Source organism: Halobacteriovorax sp. (genome assembly GCF_048381875.1).
Classification (GTDB): Bacteria; Bdellovibrionota; Bacteriovoracia; order Bacteriovoracales; family Bacteriovoracaceae; genus Halobacteriovorax_A; species Halobacteriovorax_A vibrionivorans.
Genome location: NZ_JBLXBP010000004.1, coordinates 151,252 through 173,900, shown reverse-complemented (window position 1 = coordinate 173,900; position 22,649 = coordinate 151,252). Strand labels below are relative to the sequence as shown.

The 22,649-nt window shown below is 36.1% G+C and carries 24 protein-coding genes and 1 other RNA gene; 9 read left to right on the top strand and 16 right to left on the bottom strand.

Annotated features, from left to right (window positions below; all coding sequences use genetic code 11):
• Positions 1–13: 13 nt before the first annotated feature.
• From ACN5L8_RS13310 to ACN5L8_RS13260, 11 genes are all read right to left on the bottom strand, one after another.
• Positions 14–1,645, bottom strand: coding sequence for an RHS repeat domain-containing protein (locus ACN5L8_RS13310; RefSeq protein ID WP_114706182.1), 1,632 nt, complete (start codon positions 1,643–1,645; stop codon positions 14–16).
• Between the two features lie 90 nt (positions 1,646–1,735).
• Positions 1,736–2,626: a type II secretion system F family protein gene (locus tag ACN5L8_RS13305; protein WP_114706181.1), complete on the bottom strand. Its 891-nt coding sequence runs from the start codon at positions 2,624–2,626 to the stop codon at positions 1,736–1,738.
• Positions 2,627–2,642: 16 nt separating this feature from the next.
• Positions 2,643–4,889, bottom strand: coding sequence for an ATPase, T2SS/T4P/T4SS family (locus ACN5L8_RS13300; protein WP_419173264.1), 2,247 nt, complete (start codon positions 4,887–4,889; stop codon positions 2,643–2,645).
• The gene (locus ACN5L8_RS13295; protein WP_419173263.1) at positions 4,889–6,415 is read right to left on the bottom strand and encodes a hypothetical protein; all 1,527 of its coding nucleotides are present in this window, start codon (positions 6,413–6,415) and stop codon (positions 4,889–4,891) included. The genes ACN5L8_RS13300 and ACN5L8_RS13295 overlap by 1 nt, the downstream gene beginning before the upstream one ends.
• Positions 6,415–7,230 (bottom strand): Flp pilus assembly protein CpaB, encoded by an 816-nt coding sequence (cpaB, locus tag ACN5L8_RS13290; RefSeq protein WP_114706178.1) that lies wholly within the window; start codon positions 7,228–7,230, stop codon positions 6,415–6,417. Before cpaB ends, ACN5L8_RS13295 begins: the two co-directional genes overlap by 1 nt.
• 103 nt (positions 7,231–7,333) lie before the next feature.
• Complete coding sequence (locus tag ACN5L8_RS13285) at positions 7,334–7,849, bottom strand: hypothetical protein (RefSeq protein WP_419173262.1); 516 nt, start codon at positions 7,847–7,849, stop codon at positions 7,334–7,336.
• Positions 7,850–8,371 carry a hypothetical protein gene (locus ACN5L8_RS13280; protein WP_419173261.1) on the bottom strand — a complete coding sequence of 174 codons (522 nt, stop codon included), beginning with the start codon at positions 8,369–8,371 and terminating at the stop codon, positions 7,850–7,852.
• Entirely contained in the window at positions 8,364–8,672 is a 309-nt protein-coding gene (locus ACN5L8_RS13275) for a hypothetical protein (protein WP_114706175.1), read from the bottom strand. The genes ACN5L8_RS13280 and ACN5L8_RS13275 overlap by 8 nt, the downstream gene beginning before the upstream one ends.
• On the bottom strand, positions 8,642–9,148 hold the full coding sequence (locus ACN5L8_RS13270) for a prepilin peptidase (RefSeq protein WP_114706174.1): 507 nt from the start codon (positions 9,146–9,148) through the stop codon (positions 8,642–8,644). The genes ACN5L8_RS13275 and ACN5L8_RS13270 overlap by 31 nt, the downstream gene beginning before the upstream one ends.
• Before the next feature lie 6 nt (positions 9,149–9,154).
• The gene (locus tag ACN5L8_RS13265) at positions 9,155–9,367 is read right to left on the bottom strand and encodes a Flp family type IVb pilin (RefSeq protein WP_114706173.1); all 213 of its coding nucleotides are present in this window, start codon (positions 9,365–9,367) and stop codon (positions 9,155–9,157) included.
• 90 nt (positions 9,368–9,457) lie between these two features.
• The gene (locus tag ACN5L8_RS13260; protein ID WP_114706172.1) at positions 9,458–9,649 is read right to left on the bottom strand and encodes a Flp family type IVb pilin; all 192 of its coding nucleotides are present in this window, start codon (positions 9,647–9,649) and stop codon (positions 9,458–9,460) included.
• 234 nt (positions 9,650–9,883) lie between these two features.
• On the opposite strand from ACN5L8_RS13260, the gene ssrS reads away from it, so the two are divergent.
• Positions 9,884–10,057: non-coding RNA, 6S RNA (ssrS, locus tag ACN5L8_RS13255), on the top strand.
• A gap of 79 nt (positions 10,058–10,136) precedes the next feature.
• Positions 10,137–10,667, top strand: coding sequence for a hypothetical protein (locus tag ACN5L8_RS13250; protein ID WP_114706171.1), 531 nt, complete (start codon positions 10,137–10,139; stop codon positions 10,665–10,667).
• 2 nt (positions 10,668–10,669) lie between these two features.
• On the opposite strand, the gene ACN5L8_RS13245 is transcribed toward ACN5L8_RS13250, so the two are convergent.
• The 3 genes from ACN5L8_RS13245 to ACN5L8_RS13235 all read right to left on the bottom strand — a co-directional run bounded on the left by ACN5L8_RS13245 (position 10,670) and on the right by ACN5L8_RS13235 (position 13,673).
• Positions 10,670–11,650 (bottom strand): sugar nucleotide-binding protein, encoded by a 981-nt coding sequence (locus ACN5L8_RS13245; RefSeq protein WP_133296891.1) that lies wholly within the window; start codon positions 11,648–11,650, stop codon positions 10,670–10,672.
• 97 nt (positions 11,651–11,747) lie between these two features.
• Entirely contained in the window at positions 11,748–12,581 is an 834-nt protein-coding gene (locus ACN5L8_RS13240) for a flagellin (RefSeq protein WP_114706169.1), read from the bottom strand.
• Positions 12,582–12,824: 243 nt separating this feature from the next.
• The gene (locus ACN5L8_RS13235) at positions 12,825–13,673 is read right to left on the bottom strand and encodes a flagellin (RefSeq protein WP_114706168.1); all 849 of its coding nucleotides are present in this window, start codon (positions 13,671–13,673) and stop codon (positions 12,825–12,827) included.
• A 243-nt stretch (positions 13,674–13,916) separates the two neighbouring features.
• Here ACN5L8_RS13235 and ACN5L8_RS13230 point away from each other — a divergent pair, with 243 nt between their 5' ends.
• Positions 13,917–14,909: a GNAT family N-acetyltransferase gene (locus tag ACN5L8_RS13230; protein ID WP_419173260.1), complete on the top strand. Its 993-nt coding sequence runs from the start codon at positions 13,917–13,919 to the stop codon at positions 14,907–14,909.
• Positions 14,910–14,913: 4 nt separating this feature from the next.
• Here the strand turns inward: ACN5L8_RS13230 and ACN5L8_RS13225 are convergent, their stop codons facing one another.
• Complete coding sequence (locus tag ACN5L8_RS13225; RefSeq protein WP_334677720.1) at positions 14,914–16,626, bottom strand: ABC1 kinase family protein; 1,713 nt, start codon at positions 16,624–16,626, stop codon at positions 14,914–14,916.
• Between the two features lie 90 nt (positions 16,627–16,716).
• Between ACN5L8_RS13225 and ACN5L8_RS13220 the strand changes: the two genes are divergently transcribed.
• The 6 genes from ACN5L8_RS13220 to ACN5L8_RS13195 are packed head-to-tail and all read left to right on the top strand — an operon-like array spanning position 16,717 to position 21,402.
• Positions 16,717–17,208 (top strand): hypothetical protein, encoded by a 492-nt coding sequence (locus ACN5L8_RS13220; RefSeq protein ID WP_114706165.1) that lies wholly within the window; start codon positions 16,717–16,719, stop codon positions 17,206–17,208.
• Complete coding sequence (locus ACN5L8_RS13215; protein WP_199506615.1) at positions 17,209–17,508, top strand: hypothetical protein; 300 nt, start codon at positions 17,209–17,211, stop codon at positions 17,506–17,508.
• Between the two features lie 11 nt (positions 17,509–17,519).
• Positions 17,520–17,996: a transcription elongation factor GreA gene (gene greA / locus ACN5L8_RS13210; RefSeq protein ID WP_120404057.1), complete on the top strand. Its 477-nt coding sequence runs from the start codon at positions 17,520–17,522 to the stop codon at positions 17,994–17,996.
• Entirely contained in the window at positions 17,983–20,061 is a 2,079-nt protein-coding gene (locus tag ACN5L8_RS13205) for an ATP-dependent DNA helicase RecG (protein ID WP_419173259.1), read from the top strand. The genes greA and ACN5L8_RS13205 overlap by 14 nt, the downstream gene beginning before the upstream one ends.
• 38 nt (positions 20,062–20,099) lie before the next feature.
• Positions 20,100–20,537 (top strand): hypothetical protein, encoded by a 438-nt coding sequence (locus ACN5L8_RS13200; RefSeq protein ID WP_419173258.1) that lies wholly within the window; start codon positions 20,100–20,102, stop codon positions 20,535–20,537.
• Complete coding sequence (locus ACN5L8_RS13195) at positions 20,530–21,402, top strand: alpha/beta fold hydrolase (protein WP_419173257.1); 873 nt, start codon at positions 20,530–20,532, stop codon at positions 21,400–21,402. Before ACN5L8_RS13200 ends, ACN5L8_RS13195 begins: the two co-directional genes overlap by 8 nt.
• On the opposite strand, the gene ACN5L8_RS13190 is transcribed toward ACN5L8_RS13195, so the two are convergent.
• The gene (locus tag ACN5L8_RS13190) at positions 21,388–22,617 is read right to left on the bottom strand and encodes a TIGR04552 family protein (RefSeq protein WP_158536803.1); all 1,230 of its coding nucleotides are present in this window, start codon (positions 22,615–22,617) and stop codon (positions 21,388–21,390) included. The genes ACN5L8_RS13195 and ACN5L8_RS13190 overlap by 15 nt on opposite strands.
• Positions 22,618–22,649: the final 32 nt, after the last annotated feature.

The window sequence follows — 22,649 nt, the reverse complement described above, 5'->3', positions numbered from 1 at the left end:
ATATTCCCTCCAATTACATATTTAAGTTAACACCAGCAGGCTTAACAATTGCTAAAAGTGATTGGAAGGCCCTTGTTACTTGTAAGGCCATCTTATGTCCTGCTTTAGACTCTACTTTTAAAATTTCGCCGTAGTTATCATATTTAACATTGATCTTACCAATTTTATTCATAGTAATCTCAACTGGCTTACCTTGAGCATTGTATTGGAATTCAAGTGCTCTTTTCTTCTTTGTTTTCTTATTGTAGTCCATCATCTTAGAGATACGACCTTTTGAATCATAAAGAAGAACAACTGACATACCTTTTGAGTTGTTAGCTTTCTTTAGGTTACCTTTCTTATCATAATCAAATTCAGTCCAACCTCTTGAATTAACAACTTTTGTAATCTTCTTAAACTTCTTGTGGTAATCAAGTTCTACAAAATCACCTCTTGAAGAGCTCTTTTTAACAAGTAGTCCATCTTTGTTATATTCAAAGTTTGTAACATGCTTTCCTCTTTTAATTTGCTTTGGAAGAGAACAACATTCTGTATAAATAGTTTCAGTCTTAAGTCCATTAATTACAGTAAGAATACGGTAAGTGTAATGAGACCCGTCTGGTTTTTTCTTAATTTCATACTCATAACGGTTTACAACTTCTTTCTTAGTTGGTGACTTCTTTGCAACTAAAGTCCAGTAATGGAAATCTGGATTCTTTGGATTACTTTCATATGAATACTTAACAACCTCACCACTTCTTTTTGTAAGTTCTTTTACAAATTGTGTTTTCTTTTCATAATCAATTTTTTGGAAAGTACCATCTTTATATGTAATCTTCGTCATGTTGTGATTAGCATCGTAATCATATTTAAAGTTGTTTCCAGAAACATCTTTTGCTTCTTTTAAGTTATAAGCTGAATCATAAGTATAAACAGTTTTCTTTCCTGCACCTGATTCAACAGACTTTACAAGTCCATTCGGGTACCACTTAAAGAAAATTTGCTTTGCCATTGAATCTTTAATTGATTGAAGAGTTCCAGCTTTTGAATAATCAAGTCTTACAACATAACCATTCTTATCTTTAACTTCGATAAGCTTACCATCTTCATTGAAATGGTTCTCTTTACCATCATTATACTTTCTAATATAACCCTTTCTAGTTTTCACAACCTTTTGAAGACCGCGAACATTCGAGTAAAGTTCAGTTCCTACAGCAAGGTTTGAAGAAACATTGAATTTCTTAGCATACGCTTGTCTTAATTCAGCATCATTTGTTAGCTTCTTAACAAGAGTACTTGCAACTGTAGTTGAAAGCGATGTTTTCTTTCTCATCACATCCACAATCTTTTGTGCTGCTGCCTTAGGATCAACGGCCTGTCTTGGTGTGAAGCGTGTTTTTGCACCTGACCCATTTTCATGAATCGTTACAGACCCATCTGCCGAAACAACTAAATGTGTTTCATAGTCAGAACCCCAACCATAACCAAACCATCCCTTTCCAGGAGATTTTGAATTATAAGTTCTTTCAATAACGAGATCGTTCCCACCACCAGGCACAATAATGTCCGTGTACGTGATGTAGAAGTTTCCGTTCTTCAAGTTCACACCAGCAATCGATGCCAGCGAAAACAAACATAGTACTAATAACTTTAAACTGATTCTCATGACGTATTTCCTTTTTGGTTTTAAAGAATCCTAAATTCTCTCCCTAGATATATCGGTATCCAATAACCAAAACTTAAACATATATTAACTTTATTCCTTGATTTTTACGATTTGGAGGATAATGTAGGTCCCAATACCGTCTAAAATACATGCGACTACAAATAAGACAATCCCTATTGGTGTCGAAAACATCTTCGGTAATAGACTTGGGTCATTTGATGAGAAAATAGCTAGAATGACAAAGGGCATGGCCGCAATAGTCAGTCCTTGGAACTTTCCCTGGGCCGTAGCAGTATCAATTTTCTGCTTTAAACGAATCCTTTCACGAATAACAGAGACGATAGTGTCAAAAACTTCGGCAAGATTACCACCTGTTTCGCGTAAAATATTAACACTTGAAACGAACATATCATTGTCTTGTGTTGGTACTCTAGCTGCCAAGTTTTCGAAGCACTCTTCTAAAGTTACCCCTACTCGGTTCTGTTGAAGGATTACACCGAACTCTTGAGAAATAGGTGGCGGCATCTCATCCACAACCATTCCTAAGGCCTGTGGTACAGATAAACCGGCCCTAAGACCATTAGATAATAGAGTTAGGCCATCGACCATTTGATTTTGGTAATCTGTAACTCTCTTATTGACCATATAGTCGACAATTGGCTTTGGTGCCTTAAATCCGATAAAACCGAGGATTAAACCTACAAATGCACCGATTCCCCATTTTCCAAAAACACCAAAAATAAGTAGTGTCAGTGTTCCAAGTCCAAAAGATAAGGCCAAAAGAGCATATGTGACATGCTCAGGTTTTACATCAATAAAGAGTAATTCAAACTTTTCTAAAATATATGTACGCGTTCCGAAAGTCTGCTTCTCGATGAGGTCAAAGATCCCAACTGAATAGCGGTAACAAAATAGAAAGAAGATAAGACCTATGAAGGCTATCATTCCATTTCGACCTAATAATTCAATAAAGAAACTCATTGTTTAAACCTCTACCTTAAGCTTTCTTCTTCACCGGTGGGACACCTGGACGCTGTTGTGGTTTACCTTGCGGTGGTCTTTGCCCTGGCTTTTGTCCCTTTTGTGGTGGACGATTCCCAGGGGCCTTTGGCGGTGCTGCCGGCTTTTGTCCTGGCGCTCCTCCACTAGGAGCATTAGAAAATAAACCTCGTGGGATATTATAACCTTGTCTTTCTAGTGTTTCGATAAACTTAGGAATAAACCCTGTTGCTTGATGGGATCCAATAATCTTCCCATTCTTATCAATATCTTTTTGTTGAAATAAGAAAATATCTTGTAGTGTTACGACATCACCTTGGATTCCACCTATTTCTGTAATATGGGTAATCTTTCTTGAACCATCATCAAGTCTTGATGCCTGAATAATAAGGTGAACGGCATTAGCAATCATATCGCGAATGGCCTTTGGTGTAAGTCCTGCTCCTGCATATTGAACAAGGGTTTCAATTCTTCCAATACACTCTCTTGGATTATTCGAGTGAACTGTTGTAAGCGAACCATCGTGACCTGTCCCCATGGCCTGTAACATATCAAGAGTTTCACCCCCACGACACTCACCAACGACAATTCTTTCGGGACGCATCCTCAGACACTGCTTAACGAGACAACGAATATCAATTTCACCATCACCTTCAAGTGACGGAGGTCTTGTTTCAAGTCGAACAACGTGCTCTTGAGGAAAACTAAGTTCGGCAGAGTCCTCACAAGTAATGATACGCTCGTTTGCTTGAATAAAACTTCCTAAAACATTTACAAGTGTCGTCTTACCAGAACCGGTTCCACCAGAGACAATAATATTCTTATGCCCTTCAACGGCAATTCTCATAAAGTCGGCCATATTCTGGGTAATCGACCCGTATTGCACAAGGTGCTTATGAGTTAGCCTTTCTTCAGGGAATTTACGAATTGTAATACAACACCCATCAATGGCAGAGGGAGGGATGATAGCGTGAACCCTTGAACCATCATGTAATCGAGCATCAACATATGGAGTCTTCTCATCAATACGACGACCAATAGGTGCTACGATTCTTTCAATTACATTTAGAACTTGTCTATCATTGGAAAAGGTCACTTTTGACAGCTTAACCTTCCCATCTTCTTCATAATAAATTTTACTAGGGCCAACTACCATAATCTCAGAAATAAGTGGGTCAGCAAGGAGATCCTCTAAAGGACCAAGACCTAGGGCCTCATCCAAAATCTCCTTAACAATACTATTCATTTCATCGCGATTATTAACAATTCCCTTAGTATCTTCTTTACCAAGAAGCTCAATTACAATCTTCTTTGTTTTTTCTTTTAGAATAATTTTAGCTTTAGGATCGTTATCATCATCTTTTGAGAGATCCATCTCTTCGACAAGGGCCTTATGAATTCGAAGTTTTAAATCTCTCCATGAATTGGCCTCTGCACCAGTTGCTGATCGCTCTTTCTTTACACCCACACCCGATGGTTTATTTAGCTTAGCAAGCTGATTGAGAATTCCCTTACCATTAATAGTACGAGTTAACTCGATAATACCTTTAGCAAAAGCACTATTTTTTGCTGCCAGCATGATTGGCTTCTTTTGATTTAATGCCATTGCACAAGTTTGATCATCTTTTGGAACTTGAGCTAATACTGGCCTTCCCACAGACTTACCTGCAACATCAGCAGAGACTGGATGACCTTTTTGTGCCTGATTAAAAACAAAGTGAATCATCTCTTTTGGAAACATCATGGTAATCAGTTCTGAAACCATGCGCTTTGTTTGATTAAGTGCTAAAAGATCCGGTGTAATAACCACAAGAATCATAGTAGCGTGCTCTAAAGCTTTAGCTGTTAAATCATTAATCTCAGTTCCCACATCAATTATCGTAGTGGGATACATATTTTTTGCAGCTTTTAACACCTTACCAGCGTTATCAACACTCATCCCTTCGGTTGCAACGGGATCATTTGGTAAACCAATATAATGAACACCACTTGGATGCATATTAACGAATGGTTGGAAGGAGCGAGGATCGATATTCCCATTAAAACTGAAAAGATCTTTTAAGTTCTTATTAGTCTTTATTCCAGTTAGAAGATTTAAATCTCCACTGGCCTTTTGATCAAAGTCCAATAAAAGTGTTTTTGAGCGTTTTTCACCACTAAAAGCAAATGCTAAATTCGTGGCGACCTGTGACTTACCGACACCGCCTTTACCACCAATAACTGCTATAATATGACCTTCGGCCATTATGGCCCCCTCTTTCTAAACTTTCTTTTTATATCCTCAGTTCCAGTTGATGCACTTTCAATAATCTCAGGAGTAATAAAAACAACAAATTGTTCCTTTGACTTTGAGACATCTTTTGAACGGACAAATGAGAATAATGAAAATGTCTGAACTGATGAGTCAGAGTCATCACTCTGAGTACTTGAAACACCATCTGGCGGATCTTTATCGTATTCTGTTGCTGTCTTATTAATGGAAATACCACCTACAACAGCTGACTCTCTTGATTTAACAATCAACTTTGTATCTAATGAATTTGTTTGCTTATCTGTACCTTGTGAAGAAGAAACACCTAGGACAATATCGAGATTGATCTTCTCTTCCTGAAGAATCTTTGGTGTAACGTCTAAGTTAAAGCCTGCTTCAATTACTTTTGCCTGTTGAAACTCTCCAGTACCTACCGCAACATTTCGTTCTGAGCCTTTAGAGAGCTTGGCTTTTTCACCATCTTTTGTAATCACCATTCCAGATTGAACGATACGTGCATAGCCAGCAGCCTTAGCAGAACTTAGCTTAGGAAATAATTGATTTATTGTTCCACCGAAGTTTCCACTTGAAGAAGTTGTAATTGTTCCCCCGTTTTCACCACGGCCAAAAATGATCTGACCACCAGTGGTTCCAACGCTTGGATTCCACTTAAAGCCAAAGACTCGATTATAATCCTTAGACAACTCGACGAATTGAGCTGTAATCTTAATAAGCTTTGAAGGCTGAGGTGGTTGTGGTTTTCTATTAATTGCAAGAAAGTTTTTAATAATTTCATCACGACCCAACTGTTGAACCGAGTCAGTACGTCTTGCTAAACTCTCAATACGATCCGGTAAATAAGTGGCCGCAATTTTCACAGCAAGAGCACTTTCTTCTTCTGAATTTACAATCCCTTCAAGCAGATAAGAGTTATTAAAAAACCTAACTGTTACATCTTTTAAATTATTACGACGTAATCCTTCTTGCATTTCTCGAGAGATAATCAAATAGGTTTGAGGTGAAACTTCAACTAAGTTTTTCACATCAGGGTAATCTTCTAATACTTTTACAATTCGACCAATATCACCTGGAACAATGATCTTTCCTTCAACAAAGACTTTTCCTCCACGAAGGTTAATTTCAAGTCCTTCAATTGGCCCTAATTGCTCTTTAATTTCAGAGATAAGTTTTGACTTCTCTGTTGCTGTTACCGTAACAAGGTATCTCTTCTTGATAGCACCAAGGCGATCTCGAACTGTCACGGAAGTAATACCAGGAGCCTCACCTTTTAAAACAAGCTCACTAGTTCCTGCTGCTGTATTTACAGGTTGAACTTTTAAGATTCTTTGATTTGCAACTTGAACACTTCTTGAAGTAATACGAAAGTCTATTGGAAGTACTTTATCAATACCCAGAACAACTTCGACTTTTTCTTCTTGTACACCAATACCTGAAGAGCTTTGCTGCGCAAAGCTCATAAAAGTCATTGAGAATATGATTAAGATTTTAAATATATACATTAATTTTTCTTCTTATACTTTTCATTAAAGTAGGCTCTTGCCTCGTTACGATCTGCATCTGATAAAATATCGTATAGCCTTGTTCCTTCAATTAGTTGTTTCTCTCCATCATTAATATTTCTTAAAGTTAAGATCGGTTTATTTGATTGGAAGAGATAAAGATGTGTTAGCTTTTGTGCTTGGAATGGACTTAATTCAAGCGTTACTGTTGTATAATTTGAATAAGTATTAAGCTTCATTTTTCGAACGACATCGGCCGTCTTCACACCAATGAGTGGAATATTATTAGATACACTTTTACCTGTTGATAGAACTCTTACGTCTTGTAGAATAGTTACAATTTTTTGACGATCCATTCTCGCTCCACCAGTGTAATCCATTGGTGCAAGTACATCGACACGATCACCTGGACGAATAAGTTTTCCTACAGAGCTTCTTTCATCAACTTGAAATGCGATGGCCCTCATACCAACAGTAACTTCTCTAGAAAGTCCAGTACTCTCTCCTGGATAAGTTACACGAGGTTTTGTGATTTGCTCCCCTTTTAAAATAGGAACAGTGGCAATTGTATTTTCAATTTCTTTAACTGTTTTAAAACTTCCAGGTGCTAAGAACTTCTGAGGAACAGTTACAATCGAAACCTTCGTTTCATCCAGTAGATCGAACTCTCGAATATCTTCTTTTGCAACGAGAACAGAACTCATTGTTCCGTACTTTTTAATTAGCGCTGACTGCTGGTCTTCAATATATGTATGGACCATAAACATTGCGACCATTGCAATAACTAGGGCCAGGGTAAAAGCTCTTGTATTCATAAAACATCCTGCTTTACTTAGTTAAGTAATCAGTTAATATTTTATCAAAAAACAAGGAGTTGGTGGCCAAGAGGCATTTTTGGCTACTTGAAGTGAGGTAATTCTACTTGAAATTACACGACGAATTTAGTGTGGCAATACCAGGATCTGTATTTCTAAATAAAGCATCACCTGTTTTATTAAATGTTTCTCCGCAAACACCAAATAAAGTGAACACTTTTATACATGTCGTATCCTCTGGATCCCCTCTATCTTGACAATTTTCCTCAGCTGCTGGGGCCCATGGCAGTGTTGGGATTTGAAAAGTAGGAGCTATCGGACTTTCTCCACCAGCGCCACCCATTTCATCACTCCAACCAATCATAAAATTACCAAGTTCACTTAATGTTCCATTTAGTCGATTAATATCGAATTTTCCGGCTGCATCAGAGTTTCCTCGCATAATATAGAAAGTATAGGTACGAGCTGCTTTATTGTGATTTATTGCAGTGTTAATGGAGTTACCGATTGTGATCATCATTACAACTAAGTAGAGAAGAATAGGAATAAATATCATGGCCTCAAATAATGCCTGACCTTCTTCATTGTTGAATATGTCTTTGTAGCGATTCTTCTTCAATTAACATCCATTATCGTAAATTGTTGTCAGTGTACTCGAACAATTTCCAGCGCCACTTGCTGTCGTAATTTCTGAAAACGACTGACAAACACGAACTAGGCATTCTCTAATCGTGGGCTCTTTTCCCAAAAATGATTCAATACGAAAGCTCATATCGATATCACCTGTTAAAACCTTCATTAGAGAAAACTTTGTTTTATAATCGAGGTAAGTTCCTGTTAAAAACCAGTCCGTTGTTTGTTTAGAGTTGAACTTTAAAGCACATTCAGGACCACAATTAACAACATTATAAGATTGAAAAACCTGGTTTGCCTTTGAGCGTGCTAAGCTATCACCAGGTATCTTATTATCTGCAACAAGGTATGCACGAGAGGCCATAAAATTTGCATATTGTAGTAAATAAGAATGCGTAAAGTTTAGGCCAATTTTAGCAAACACAAAGAAGAAGGCGATCACAAAAGTGAATGTCGATAAGAATTCAATCGTCGACTGACCTTTATTATTCTTTGATAACTTATTCATTATAAGGCTCTCTTGGTGAGAAGAAATGCGTCTGCCCTTTTGCTTCATTATAATATAATGGGTGTCTTGGATTTGAATAATTGCTTCCATAACCATCTACAGTTCCCTTCGTTCCATAACGAGCAGAGTACTCCATTGATCTTGCAAGTGTCCCAAACATACCTTCACCAATCATGTCCTGAAAGGCATCGCTTTTAAATATAGTCATGGCAAAAGTCGTGACGACAACAAAGAGCAGAATATACTCTACTGTTGATTGCCCCTTCTTATTTAGAAGTAAATGAGTTCTTTTATTTTCCATCCTAGAAAAATCCATGAAACTAGTATAACAGGAGCAAATGCAAATTTCTTCCCAAATATACGTTTTATCTGAAACAGGTTACCTTCTTTGAAAGCCTTTACTATAAAATCCCAATTCTTGAGTATATTAGTAATAAATACGGATAGCCCCACAATCACTGTAACAACGGCCAAAGAGATGAATGCTTGTTCTTGAATTTCAACTGGAATAATAAGAAACAAACTTGCTAGATATTTCGAGTCTCCCCCTCCCATTATCTTTAAAATAAAAAGAAGAAAACCGGCACAAAATATCCCCAATGGAAAAAGAAAAGTTTGAACACTTAGGTTATAAGAATTTGGAAAGAAGAATAACAACACAATAAAGAGAAAGATATTTCCAATTGACCATGCATTGGCTATTTTTCTTGATTGAATATCAATATAAGAAATATAAATTAATTGAACGAGAAGAAAAATAAAAACACTAACTGGCATATCGAATTACTCATTTCCATTTACAAAAGGTGAATGCCAGCAACCTCTTGGGCATGCTCCAGTAGAGAGTTCTTGCGATAAATGAAATGCAAAACTTTTAAAGAAGCCAGTAGTATACGTACCAATCCCTCTTGCCATAGCAATAGAAATTCCCGCAAAGAAAGCTAAGATAAATATATACTCGATTAAAGCCTGACCGCTTTGTGACTGACGTAACATACTTAATATTTTACATTAAGTACGACTTTGAAGTTGGTGAGAAAGATTTTCCTCCGCTCCCTAGAAGAAACTGGGGAGCGGGGAAATATATTAATTACCGCCTTGGAGATCTTGCAGTAGATTAGATGTATTACCAAATACACCATCTGTAAGCTGTTCAATCCCTTGAGAAGCTTTCTCTCTAAACTTCATAACTAACATCGCAGCAACAGCAACAAGTAAGATATACTCTGTTGATGTTTGACCTTCTTCGTCTTTAAGAAACGCTAGTAAGGTTTTCATTGTTGCACTCCTTTCAATTAACCCCAAACGTGGGGACAAAACTCAGTAACTATCTCAACTTTTCGGCTGAAATGGCCCAGAGCTTTAACTTTTCTTAAGTTTATTTTAACACCTCGCGTTCACAGGGCCTAATATTTTAGGTTTATGTTCATAAATGACTGAAAATACGTTCGTCAAGGTGATTTAAATGTGCCTATTTCTGTTGCCGTTTACAAATTTCGGGTATAATTTATGGGTGAGCTAGATGGGCATCTATAAAGTTGTTTCGCCCTACAAAGCTTAGAAAGGAAGCGGTCACTGGTTACGGTGAGCAGGCCCATGAATCAGTGGGAAGCCTAAAGTGATTATCACTGCATCCACCTGTCACATGACGGGCGGAAACTTTCAAATCGCTCATCTAGCTCATTCACATCTCCAAAATGCCCTTTATTATTACGCATTTCAAAAAAATCTTTTCAAATCGCCAATATCTAGTAGAATTTAAGTTATGGATATTACAAAATTCGAAAGAAACACGGAAGTATCAACGAAATGGATCGAAAATCTCGCTCTTGAAGAGATCAATATGGATGAGAGCGGTGTCGTAAGTTTCAATGATCATTTAAACCCAGCTTTTCAGCTAGAAGAGTCATCTGTTAATTTTATGAATAAATTAAGAGATCTCTTTGAGATCTATGTCCATAAATTCAATGAATATCGTGGTGACACTAATACGATTAAAATCTTTAAGATTGCTAATACGATTAATGACTTCATGATCTATCGCAACTCACTACGTCTTATTTTTGCTAGAAAGTCTGATGATTTAATTTCAATTGGGTTCTTAGCAAATGGAAAAGACATCTTTAGTGCCAGAATGAGTGAATCGCAAAACCACGGAGCAGGAAATCTTCACGAAATTCGCGCTCATATTGGTCCTTTTAATCAAATTACGTGGCGATTTGAGAATGAAGAAGTTAATTGTGATGCATTAGTGAAGCACTACCTTAGTGAATTCATAAAATTATCTGCAAGATAGACTTAAATATAGTTGATTGAATCCTTAGACTCTGATGCTTCTTTGTTATCAGCAAGAGTTCGCATTTTTTGCGCAGAATACTCGAGTGATTCTTCGACGGTTGGAAGTCTTAAGTGAAGATAGCCTTCGGCATTGGCAATATTCATATTAAAGTTTAGATAACCACTATGATTATCTCCAACTTTAGCACTGCTCATAATCGGATAAGGCCATTTTCCTGAGCTAATTAACTTTGCAGGTTCGTGAAACTTTTCACAATATAGCTTTCCAAATGCATAGGTCGACATAAAGTCAGATGAGCTTATTTGCAATAATCTATTTTTAAGCTTTCTTTCAATACAGATTTTTATAACCATCCCTAAGTAGTCCACATCGAGAAAGCCTGTCTTAACATAATCATCGAGCTCAAACTCCTCTCTCAAATGAAGCTTATACTGTATCTTTTCAAAGAGATTTCTTCGAGTGTGCACGCCACCACGACCGTATAGTCGACACACGCGAAAGATTAAATAGTTTAAAGATGATTTTTGAATATAAAACTCAGCAGCTGCTTGAGTCTTTCCATATGTAGTTGTCGCATCAGGAATATCAAGTTCCATATATTCATCAGACTCACCAGAGAAAACAAAATTGGAAGAAAGATAAACAACTTGAGACTTATATCGCTGACAAGAATCTGAAACGTTAAATAGACCACTCGTATTCAATGCGTCGGCACTTCTTTCAGAAAGTGCGCAATCTACAATTGACGACTTCCCTACCGCATATATAGTGATATCTGGCTTAAAAGTATAAAGGACAAGTTGAACTTCTTGCTTATTTAAAACATCACAAGGCAAAGTCGTAATTCCCCTGATTGATACGGGGTTTTGACAATATGTCCCCACGACCTTGTAGTCTCTTTTAAAGAATTCCGCTAAAGATGATCCTACAAAAGAAGAGATCCCAAAGATTAGAATAGTCTTAGGTTTAAGTTCACTCATAGTCTTTATTATAAGGGTAAGATGAAAAAATTGATAAGTAGAAATAAGAGGAGGCAACTATGTCCTATTCAGGACCATAGTCGCCTATATGATTGATTTATCCAATTAGTTTTAATGCCACATTTGGCACTTGGTTTGCCTGTCCAAGAACAGAGGCTCCCGCCTGAATAAGAATGTTATTTTTGGCCATATCTGCTGTTTCCTTGGCCACGTCCACATCTCTTATTCGCGATTTAGCTGCACTTAGGTTCTCATCGCTAATTCCCAAGTTGTTAACAGTTGACGAAAGTCGGTTTTGGAGCGCACCCATATTTGCACGCTGTCCGTTGATTTCAACCAACGCATCATCAAGTTTCTTAAGAACGGATTGAGATCCTTCTTTAGTTGCGATACTGTCAGCGGCAAGCCCAAGAGCGGTAATTGTTGCGTCTGATCCTGCTGCGTCGTACGTGAGTCGATCGAGCGTTGGATCATTGTGAATCCCGACTTGAAACTCAAGTCTACCACCTGTTCCATCCAGTAGCTGAACTCCGTTAAAGTTAGTCGACTTAGCAATTCTGTCGATCTCTTCTTTAAGCTGTTGGAATTCGATGTCTGAAAATGATCGTTCAGTATCACCGATCGTGTCAGAGGAAGTCTGCACTGCAAGCTCTCTAAGACGAATGATAATATTTGATACTTCATTTAATCCACCTTCTGCTACTTGGACAAGAGAGATAGCATCGTTTGCGTTTCTCTTTGCTTGCCTCATACCTCTGATCTGTGCTTTTAAGTTTTCACTAATTGCCAGTCCAGCGGCGTCATCACCGGCCCTCGTAATACGTTCACCTGATGATAGTTTTCTTAAGTTATCTCCAACTCTTTTATTTGTAAGTGACATTGCTCTTTGTGCTGCGATTGATGCCACATTTGTATTAATTCTGATTCCCATGATTAGTCTCCTTCAATCATCATATAAACCTCCTGTTTGATAATTGAGCGTCCAGCTCAATAAATTCGTTAATAATTAAATAATGCTTCTACGGATAAACCAATCATTCCTCTTGTATTGTATTAACAAGCAAATCAAGGTTGCAGTCTGTCATTGCTTTTACTTAGCTATCCAGTAGTTTGCATATTGACTCCGTTTAAATTAGTTTTAAATCACTTTGCCATCCGGCGATCTCAGGGTTTATTACCCTTGAGATGCTGCCTGGATTAAGCTTAGTGCACTATTTGTACTTGTGTTCGCTTGCGCAAGAACCGAAGTACCGGCAGTCATTAAAATATTTTGTTTCGTTAAGTTTGCAGTTTCTGCTGCGACATCTGTGTCTCTTACACGAGAGTTTGCTGCACTTAAGTTTTCAATCGACGTTGCGATATTGTTTACCGTTGATTGAAGTCTGTTTTGAAGGGCACCAAAGTCTGCTCTAATACCAGAAACTGAAATAATTGCTTGATCGATTGATGATAGAGAGTTCTGTGCAGAAATCTTATCAGCAACTGATGCAAGGTTAAGACCTAGGGCAGCGACGTTAACATCTGCTGATGAAGCATCGAATGTTAGACGGTCAGATATAGGGTCATTACGCGTCCCGATCTGAATATCAAAAACTGCACCTGTACCATTTAGTAGTGGTACTCTATTGAATTCTGTTGAGTTAGCAATACGATCAATTTCTGATGTAAGTTGCTCAAATTCAACGTTAAGAAACTTTCTTTCTGTTGAACCGATAGTATCCGAAGCGGCTTGTACAGACAGTTCTCTAAGACGGATTAGGATGTTTGAAACTTCCCCTAAAGCCCCTTCAGCAATTTGAACTAAAGAGATCCCATCTTCTGCGTTTCTTTCTGCTTGTCCAAGACCTCTAATTTGTGCCTTTAAGTTTTCAGAAATCGCTAGACCTGCGGCATCGTCACCTGCTCTGTTGATTCTTTGACCTGATGATAATTTTTCTAGAGATTGTTGCATACCAAGACGTGTTCCACGTAGGTTCCTCTGTGCGTTTAGAGATGCAACGTTCGTGTTAATTCGTAGTCCCATTCTATCCTCCTTGACTGGGTACCGACAAGATTCCTTCCTGTCAGTCAGCTGAAATCCATACAGCTGTACAATTGTTACAACTCCTTATCGCTAGAAATATGAAACTCTTTAGAAAAAAATTGTCTAATTCTTATACGAACTTTTTTGCCTAGTTAGACAAAGAAGTCAGTATTAATAGGCTTCGAGGAAAGCAGAGTATTTCACTCAACATCAATCTTCAAAAAAAATGTAAAATAAATAGACATGATTTTCACGAATTTAAAGAAACATTCACAGTACAAGAGCGAAGTTCTAAATGAAATCGAAGATGCTTTTCAATATAATGAAGAGAATTCTTTCGCTATCGATTTTCATCAACTTATAAAAGATAGTAATCTTGAAAATTGCCACTTACTTCTAAATGATAATAGAGAGCTGATTGCTCATATTGGAGTTCGTCCCGTAACACTACATTATAATGATGCAAATATTAATGTACTTCTTCTTGGAGGAATCTTTACAAAGAAGGAATTCCAAGGTCAGGGGCAATTTAAGAAGTTATATGAATATATATGTAAGCTATATAAAGATAAGTATTCAATGATTATTCTCTGGTCTGATAAGAATGACTTCTATCAAAAGCTAGGCTTTCGCCAATTCGGACTCACTTCTGTAATAGGAGAAAAGACTGTTACTGAAGAAGAGATTATCAAAAGAGGTTATCAAAAAGACAATATTGCAAACTATAGTGATTCTCAACTAAGTCAATTAAATGAATTATATAATCAGTCTTATAAGAATACGATATCAATAAAAAGAACACTTAATGACTGGAGAGATATCAAGCAAATATCTTCAATGAAGCTATTTAGAAATAAAGATAATAATGAATATTTATTTTTTGAGAAAGGACAGGACTTAAAAGGAATAATTCATGAAGTTTCTTTTTCTTCTAATCAAAAAGAATTAAAGAAATTTAAGCCTCTCCAACTTCTTAATCCAAGCACATTGGATGAAGATTCTTTCTTTATTCATCTCGCCTGGGGTAAAATTATTAATGATGATATATTTTCAAAGTTTATCCACAAGTTAAGTAAAGGGTCTATTGAGATAAAAAGAGATGAGCTTAAAATCGAAACGAGACCTTATCAAATTGATCAAAATGAAATCTTAACAATCTTATTTGGACCAGGAAAAGCTCAAGAGATTGGCCATCTATTACCTTCTATTTACATAACTGGTGCTGATAGTATCTAAACAATTATCGATGCCTTAGTGAACCGTAGCCAATTGAAAATAATGAAGCGGCCCATAAAACTAACGTAATCGTTGGATAATCTAAGAGGTCACGATTTGTTAAATAGTGTTGGGACACAAAACTTTTACCTGCAAAAAAGAGAATTCCACCTAGTATGTAAAATGACAAAAGGCGTACTGAACTAGCAACAGATAGAATTGGTTTCCAAATTCCTTTATGTCTAACTTTAATTGCGTAATTATTTTTAGAGAACTCTTTTAAAAACCATTTGAAGTGACGTGGTATCACTCGCGAAGCTCCTAAAAGATCTTTTGCGATCCACATCCCATCTTCAACAAAACTTTCTGTTGAGAAGCTTTCTTGAATGATCTCATTAATATCTCCCTCTAAAAGATTAAAGATATCAAAATCAAGATCTAATGACTTCCCTACACCATCTAAAGTTATTAATGCTCGGAAGACGACAAACCACTCTCTTGGTAAAAAGATATGATGTTCTCTTAAAGTTGTAATTATGGAACGAATGATAAGAGCAAAGTTTGTTTGCTGAATTGTTAATCCAATCTGAGGACCAATTGCATTCTTTATATCGACAATTAATTTATCAACATCTGGCACATCATTATAAATAGCGACATCTAAAAACTCATAAACGAGATTTTCAAAATTCTGCGTTAAGATAGCATAAATAATTGCAATAAAGTTCTGACGGCCTGTTTTTGATAAGCTACCAACTAGTCCAAAATCAATCAGTGCAATTTGATCATTTTCTAAAAAGAAGAAATTCCCACCATGAAGATCAGCATGAAAGAATCCTTCGTTAAGAAAACAACGCATAAAGATACTTAAACTTTCATCTATTTTTGGCTCTAAGCGAGAGATGTGCTTCTTTATTTCAACTGAATCACTAAAAGATATCCCCTCTATCAGCTCCATTACAAGAAGATCTTCAGATGTGTACTCGTTATAAACTTTTGGAAGATAGAAAATTTCTTTCTCATCATATTTAGCAATAACTTTCTTAAGCTTCTGACAGTTCAAGGCCTCAACATTAAAATTTAATTCACTTTGTAATGAATATGAAAAATCTTCTAAGACATTAGAGAAGCCCAGAAACTTAATTTCATCTGTTGCTCTTTCAGCTTGATTGGCCAGAAAAATAAGAATTGAAAGATCTGTTTCGATTAGCCTATCAATTTTTGGTCGTTTAACTTTTAAAACAACTTTTTCGCCTGTTAAAAGCTCAGCTTTATAGACGAGACCAATAGAGGCCGTACCAATTGGTTTATCTTCTATTGACTTGAATATCTCTTCGACTTTCTTTCCAAGTGACTCTTCAACTTCTTTTTTTACACTTGAAAAAGGCAGCGGCTTAACTTGATCGCGAAGCTTTTTCATATGTTTGATAAAGTCTTCATCAAATATATCTTCACGTGTACTTAATAGTTGTCCAAATTTAACAAATGCAGGTCCCAACTCTTCAAAGCATAACTTTAGACGATATCCCATAACATCGCCCCAAGAGTTATCATGCTCTGGCAATTGTCTTACTTTTTCACTTTTTTTAGGAAAAACAAAATTTGGAATAATATTTAGAACATTCTGTGAAATAAATTCATCTAGTCCATTCTTAGCAAAAACTGTTGCAATCTCCCTTAATCGAGAAATATTTCTAATGGTTTTAGTAATCTTAAAACTAGTTGTAATTAGCCCCACACAATATCCTTTCTTAAAATTATAGTATTTTATCACGCTAACGACAAAAGGTGCATAGCCCTATTGCCAGAAAAATGGTAAAAATATTACGTGAAACATATACTACTCACTATATTTATACTTTTTTCAACGACTTCAATAGCAAATGATGAGACATGCTCTCGCATTGCAGTAATTAATCAACAAGAGATTCTTATTGACCCAAGTTCTTCTCTAAAAGGAGAAGGGTTAAGATATCACTTAGAAAAAGATAAAGTTGCACTAACTTACTTAAATGACTATCAAGATGCACAAGAGGATATTTGGCGCCCTGCGATTATGGGAACTGTTGGAAGTGGACTAATTCTTTCTGCTTTCTTAACAAATCCAAGTTCTAACACAAGGCGTAGTCTCATTGCTTCTGGAACTGTCATACTTATGTTAAACTATCTCTTATCAAAGACCATTCAAACTGGTAATGAAGAGCTTCTGTATCGCAGTATAGACGAATACAATAAAAGACAAGAGCCTAAAATTTATTTAAAGTCAGATGATCAAATCAATTCACCTGACGTATATATAGAGAAAAGCTGGAGCTTTTAAATGTTAACTAATAGTAATGAAGTAACTTGCTACGCGTGTCAAAAAGTAACAGGACTTGAAGCGGGACAAAAAATCTCACTTAAGGAAGAATGCCCGTATTGCTATGCAAGCCTACATTGTTGTAAAATGTGCAAGTTCTATGACAAATCAGCATATAATGAATGTCGTGAATCAAGCGCAGACCGTATTGTAGAAAAAGAAAAAGCAAACTTCTGTGACTACTTCATTTTAAAAGGTGGTAGCGATAACGGAGATGGAAAAGATGATCTCCTTGCTGCTGCAAATGCATTATTTAAATAAAGGATTAACTAATGGCCAATCAACAACCAATTACTAAACAAGGATACGATGCAATTCAAGCAGAGCTTGATCAACTTATTAAGGTTGAAAGAGAAGAGCTAAAAACAACAATTGCAGAAGCTCGTGAACTTGGAGACCTTAAAGAAAATGCAGAATATCATGCAGCAAAAGAAAAGCAGGGTGTTGTTGAAGGTCGTATCTCTCAACTTCAAGGGATCCTTGCAAGTAGCGAAGTGATTGATCCAAGTAATGTAAATTCAGATAAAATTGTATTTGGTGCGACAGTAACAATCCTAAATATTGATACTGATGAAACTGTTACTTATAAAATTGTTGGAGAGCCAGAATCAGATATGAAGAAAGGCCTAATCTCATACAACAGTCCACTTGGTAAGGCCCTTATCGGTAAAGAAGAAGGCGATGAAGTCGTAGTTCGTGCACCAAAGGGAAATATCGAATACGAGGTGGAGTCAATTGAGTATAAGTAATAACTCACTCTATACGAAGATTGCCGACCTCTATAGCAAGCCGACTAAAACACTCGAAGCGCTTAATAAGAAAAATATTACCACAATAAACGATTTGCTTTGGCTTCTGCCAAGGCGGATCGTCAAATTACCTGACCTCGCTAAGTTTCAATATGCCAATATCGGTGACTTCTTTCGAGGTCGTGGTGAAGTTGTCTCAATACAGGCCAGACCAAACTTTAAAGCACGTGGAAAAGGTCGCGCTGTTTTATTAAATATTACTGTAACTGTTAAAGATGACCTCAGTGAAAACTTTATTACCTTGAAATGGTTTAATGCATATCAATCAATCCAAAAGAAAATCGAGTCATTAAAACATTTTGAATTCTTAGGTGTTGTTTCAGTTTTTAATGAAAGCTTACAAATCGTTAATCCTGAAATATTTGATATTGGAAAGTCTGATTCCGAAACTGGTCTTAGAATTACATATCCGACAATTGACAGTATAAAGTCACACCATATTCAAAAAGTATTTGATAAAATACCAAAAGGTTTCTGGGATAAAATACCAGAAATTATTCCAAGCTCAATTCGAGATAAAAAAGGACTACTCTCTCGTAGCCAGGCTTTTAAATATCTTCATGGAAGAGTTCCTCCAAACGAGTGGAGCCAAGAAGAATTTGATCGCGCAAAAAGATCTATCATCTACGAAGAGTTTATTTATGATCAATTGAAAATTAAATTAAGAAAAAATAAGAGAGATCAGCTAAGTCGTGAATACATAGATATTTCAAAAGACGATATTGAAAAGGCGAAAAGCCTTTATCCGTACCAGTTTACTGAAGACCAAACAAAAGCATTGAATGATATTATAGTAGACTTTAAAAATTCAACGCCGTCGATGAGACTCATCCAAGGGGATGTAGGTTGTGGTAAGACGACCGTAGCGGTGGCAAGTGCATTTTTAATCTTAAAGTCAGGTGGTCAAGTCGCATTAATGTGTCCTACAGAAACCCTTGCCCTTCAACACTTTCGTGAAATAGAAGAAATCCTAGGCAGTGAGTTTAATGTTGAGTTATTAGTTGGAAGCACTAAGGCCAGTAAGAAAAAAATTATCAATCAAAAACTAGCAGATGGCGATATTGATATTGTTATTGGTACACACTCTCTCTTTCAAGATAGTGTAAGCTTTGCGAATCTTGAATTAGCTATTATTGATGAACAACATAAATTCGGTGTTGAACAACGTATTAAATTAATGAAAAAAGGTGAAAATCCACATTGTATAATCATGTCTGCAACACCTATCCCGAGATCATTGAGCCTCACAAAATATGGTGACCTCGATATCTCAATCATTAAGACCATGCCAAAAGGTCGAAAAGGTCAAAAAACAAGAATCGTTACAAATGAAAACCTCAAAAATTATTTAAGCTTTGTAAAAACGAGACTTGAAATGAAAGAACAAGTCTATGTTGTTGTTCCGGCCATCGAAGAATCAGAAAATGAAGATATAAGAAACCTGGAACATACTTTTGAACTTTATAAGAAATATTTTCCAGATTTTCGAATTACTCCACTACATGGACGTATGTCACCTGATGAAAAAGAAGAGGCCATAACAAAGTTTAAAAAACATGAAATTGATATTTTAATTGCGACATCTGTTATTGAGGTTGGAATTAATATTATCAACTCAACGATTATGGCAATCTTAAGTCCAGAACGTTTCGGATTAAGTAGCCTACACCAAATGAGGGGAAGAGTCGGACGTGGAGATAAACCAGGATTCTGCTTTCTTGTCACAGATCGTGAAGTATCACCTGAAAGCATGCAAAGACTTCAAGTCATTGAAAAGTATACCGACGGTTTTAAGATAGCTGAAGAAGACTTAAAGATCCGAGGAGAGGGCGATCTCTTTGGACAGGAACAATCCGGAGTGGTCACTCAAAAGAAATTAGCAAATATTGTTCTCAATCAAGATATTCTCTATGAGGCAATTGAGGATATTAAGAAGTATCCAGATGAATTCAATGGAGTACTTAAATCAATTGAAGTTGACGAGAAAGTCTTTACTACAATTTAATTTTCGCATTTTTTCACGTTACAGGATAAAATACTTTTATGATACATATCCAAGTCCTTGATAGCCCAGACTTACTATCTATTGGTCATTATACATTGAATCTACCACGTGTTTTTATTGGAAGCTCAATTCATAATAATATTCCTATCGAAGACACTACATTAGATCTCTACGTTGGCGTCATAAAACATATGGCAAACTCACTTACATTTGTTTGTGCGCAACCTTTTAAATTAAATGAGAAACGAATTGAAGGCATTGTTAAATTAAATAAGAATGACATTATTGAAGTTCAAAATCTAAAATTTAAAATAGTCGACTTTGATGAGAATAAACATAATGACCACGAAGATTATTATCAATACTTAGAAGATATTAAGCACAAGGATCCAAAAAAGTATCAGTTGATACAAGCACTTGAACAACACTATATAAAGTTAACAGGACAATACGATAATGACCTCTTGGATGAATAAGTCTAAATTTCTAAATATTGATGAAAGTACAAAGATTCAATACTGGACAAATTTTGAACCAGTAGAAGGAGAAAAATACCAAGATGTCATAGTCTTCAATTATGGCCTTGTCTGTAATATCCGTCATTTTGAATATCAAATCGATTTCTTCCACAATAAAGGATATAAGATCCTATTGCATGATTATCGCGGTCATTACGAATCAGAGACGAAAGAAGGTATCGAAACAATTACATTCGAAAATATTATTAGTGACTTAAATACATTGATTAATCATCTAAATATTGAAACGACAATCCATATCGGACACTCAATGGGTGTTAATGTAACAATTGAATATGCATTCAAGTACCCTACAGAAGTTAAAAAGATGATTTTAATTTCAGGAACAATCTTTCCTCCACAAGATGTTATGTTTGATTCAAATCTCGTTGATATATCAGAGCCATATATTAAAGAGATTAAAGATAAATGGGAAAACCAATTCAAACTTATTTGGAAAAATGCATATCTCAATCCCCTCGCAAAATTTATGGTTTGGCGCGGAGGATTTAACACAAAGAAAACGAATCTCGACTTCGTTCAGTACTATATGAAGAAATTGGGGCAGCTTTCACCAGATATCTTCTTTCAATTACTTGATGAAATGAGAGAACAAAGAGTTATTAAGGATCTTGAACAAATTAAGACTCCTGCCCTAATAATTGGTGGAGATAAAGATAAAGTCATCCCAAATTACCTTCAACAAATTCTACACAAGGGCCTAGCTAATTCTGAATTATATATCATTAAAAATGGAAGCCATGTGCCGCAAGTAGACTTCCCAGAATTTATAAATGAGAGAATAGAATTATTCTTGGATTAAGCCTTTATGTAATAAAAGCTTTTTAAATACGCGATTCATTGCATAGATTTTTTGAGCTTTCTTATATTCAGAATGAGATGCTTCCCCTTCTGAATTAATTTTATAAGATGCTTCATCTACGACCTGAACTTCAAATGGATAAAAGAAACGTACATCTCGAGAAAGTGATGAAAAGTCTAAACCTAATAGCTCTTTAGCAACTGCAGAGTCTTCGTCCTTGGCCATTTTTCTTAATTTAAAAAACTCCGCAAGGAAAGGATTCTTATACTTAATCAATTGGCGACAAGTGAATTGTACTGAACGATACTTAGCAGATGAGTGAAGATTATGCTCACTTTCAATATTTTCAAAGCTGCATTCATCAATTTCTCGATTTACAGCAGAAACAAAGCGCTCCTCTGAAAGATTATTCCTAAGGGCCATTTTTACTAAGCTTGAATATTTTGATCTAAATAAACTGATATCAAAAATAGTATTTAGAGATCGAGAAGGCTTAATATTATGTGGTGTAATGATGTAATTTCTAATTAAAAACTGAAGAACCTTAATAATATCTAATTTATTCTTCGTAACAAGTCTTACTCCAACTCTATCAAAAAGTTCTTCTGCAACATTTTCTGCTTTATGAAGCAACTTGATAATAACACTATCACGAGATTTCTTTGACTTAGTTTCAAAGTCTACAAGTGGGATCGAAATCTCACCGGACTTTAAGTAAAGGTTGTTGTCGTTATCACGATGTAAGTAGCGATAAAACTTATCAAAGATTTGTGTTTGAATTTGGTTGAAGTAATTTGAACGTAAATCTTTGTCAGCATGAAGTATTGTGTGCATTACTTTTAAAACAATTTCGGCCCATAACTGCTCTTCAACTGTATGCTCAGAATTACCTGTGGCCATTAAGAAGAGACCACTAATATCAGTAACTGTAAAAAGTGATGTTGGAATTTCAAGATCTAGGCCGTCAGGGCTGCCATCTTTTAGGAAGTAGCGCTTGATAAATTGAATCGCCTCTTGAAAGTTACCAAATAACTCAGCACGTGCGACAGGATTATCAGGATCGAGCCCATAACCTTTTAAGAATTTATTAACTTCAGTAATATCATCTAGCTTCGCTACAAAGAAATTTGAATCAAGAGCAGAACGGCCACCAACGACAACGTCGAAGACATCCCAATCAAAAATATAATTTTTTAAATAATCTGGTCGATTCATAAAGTTTCTTTTCTCTAAGTGTTGAGTAATGC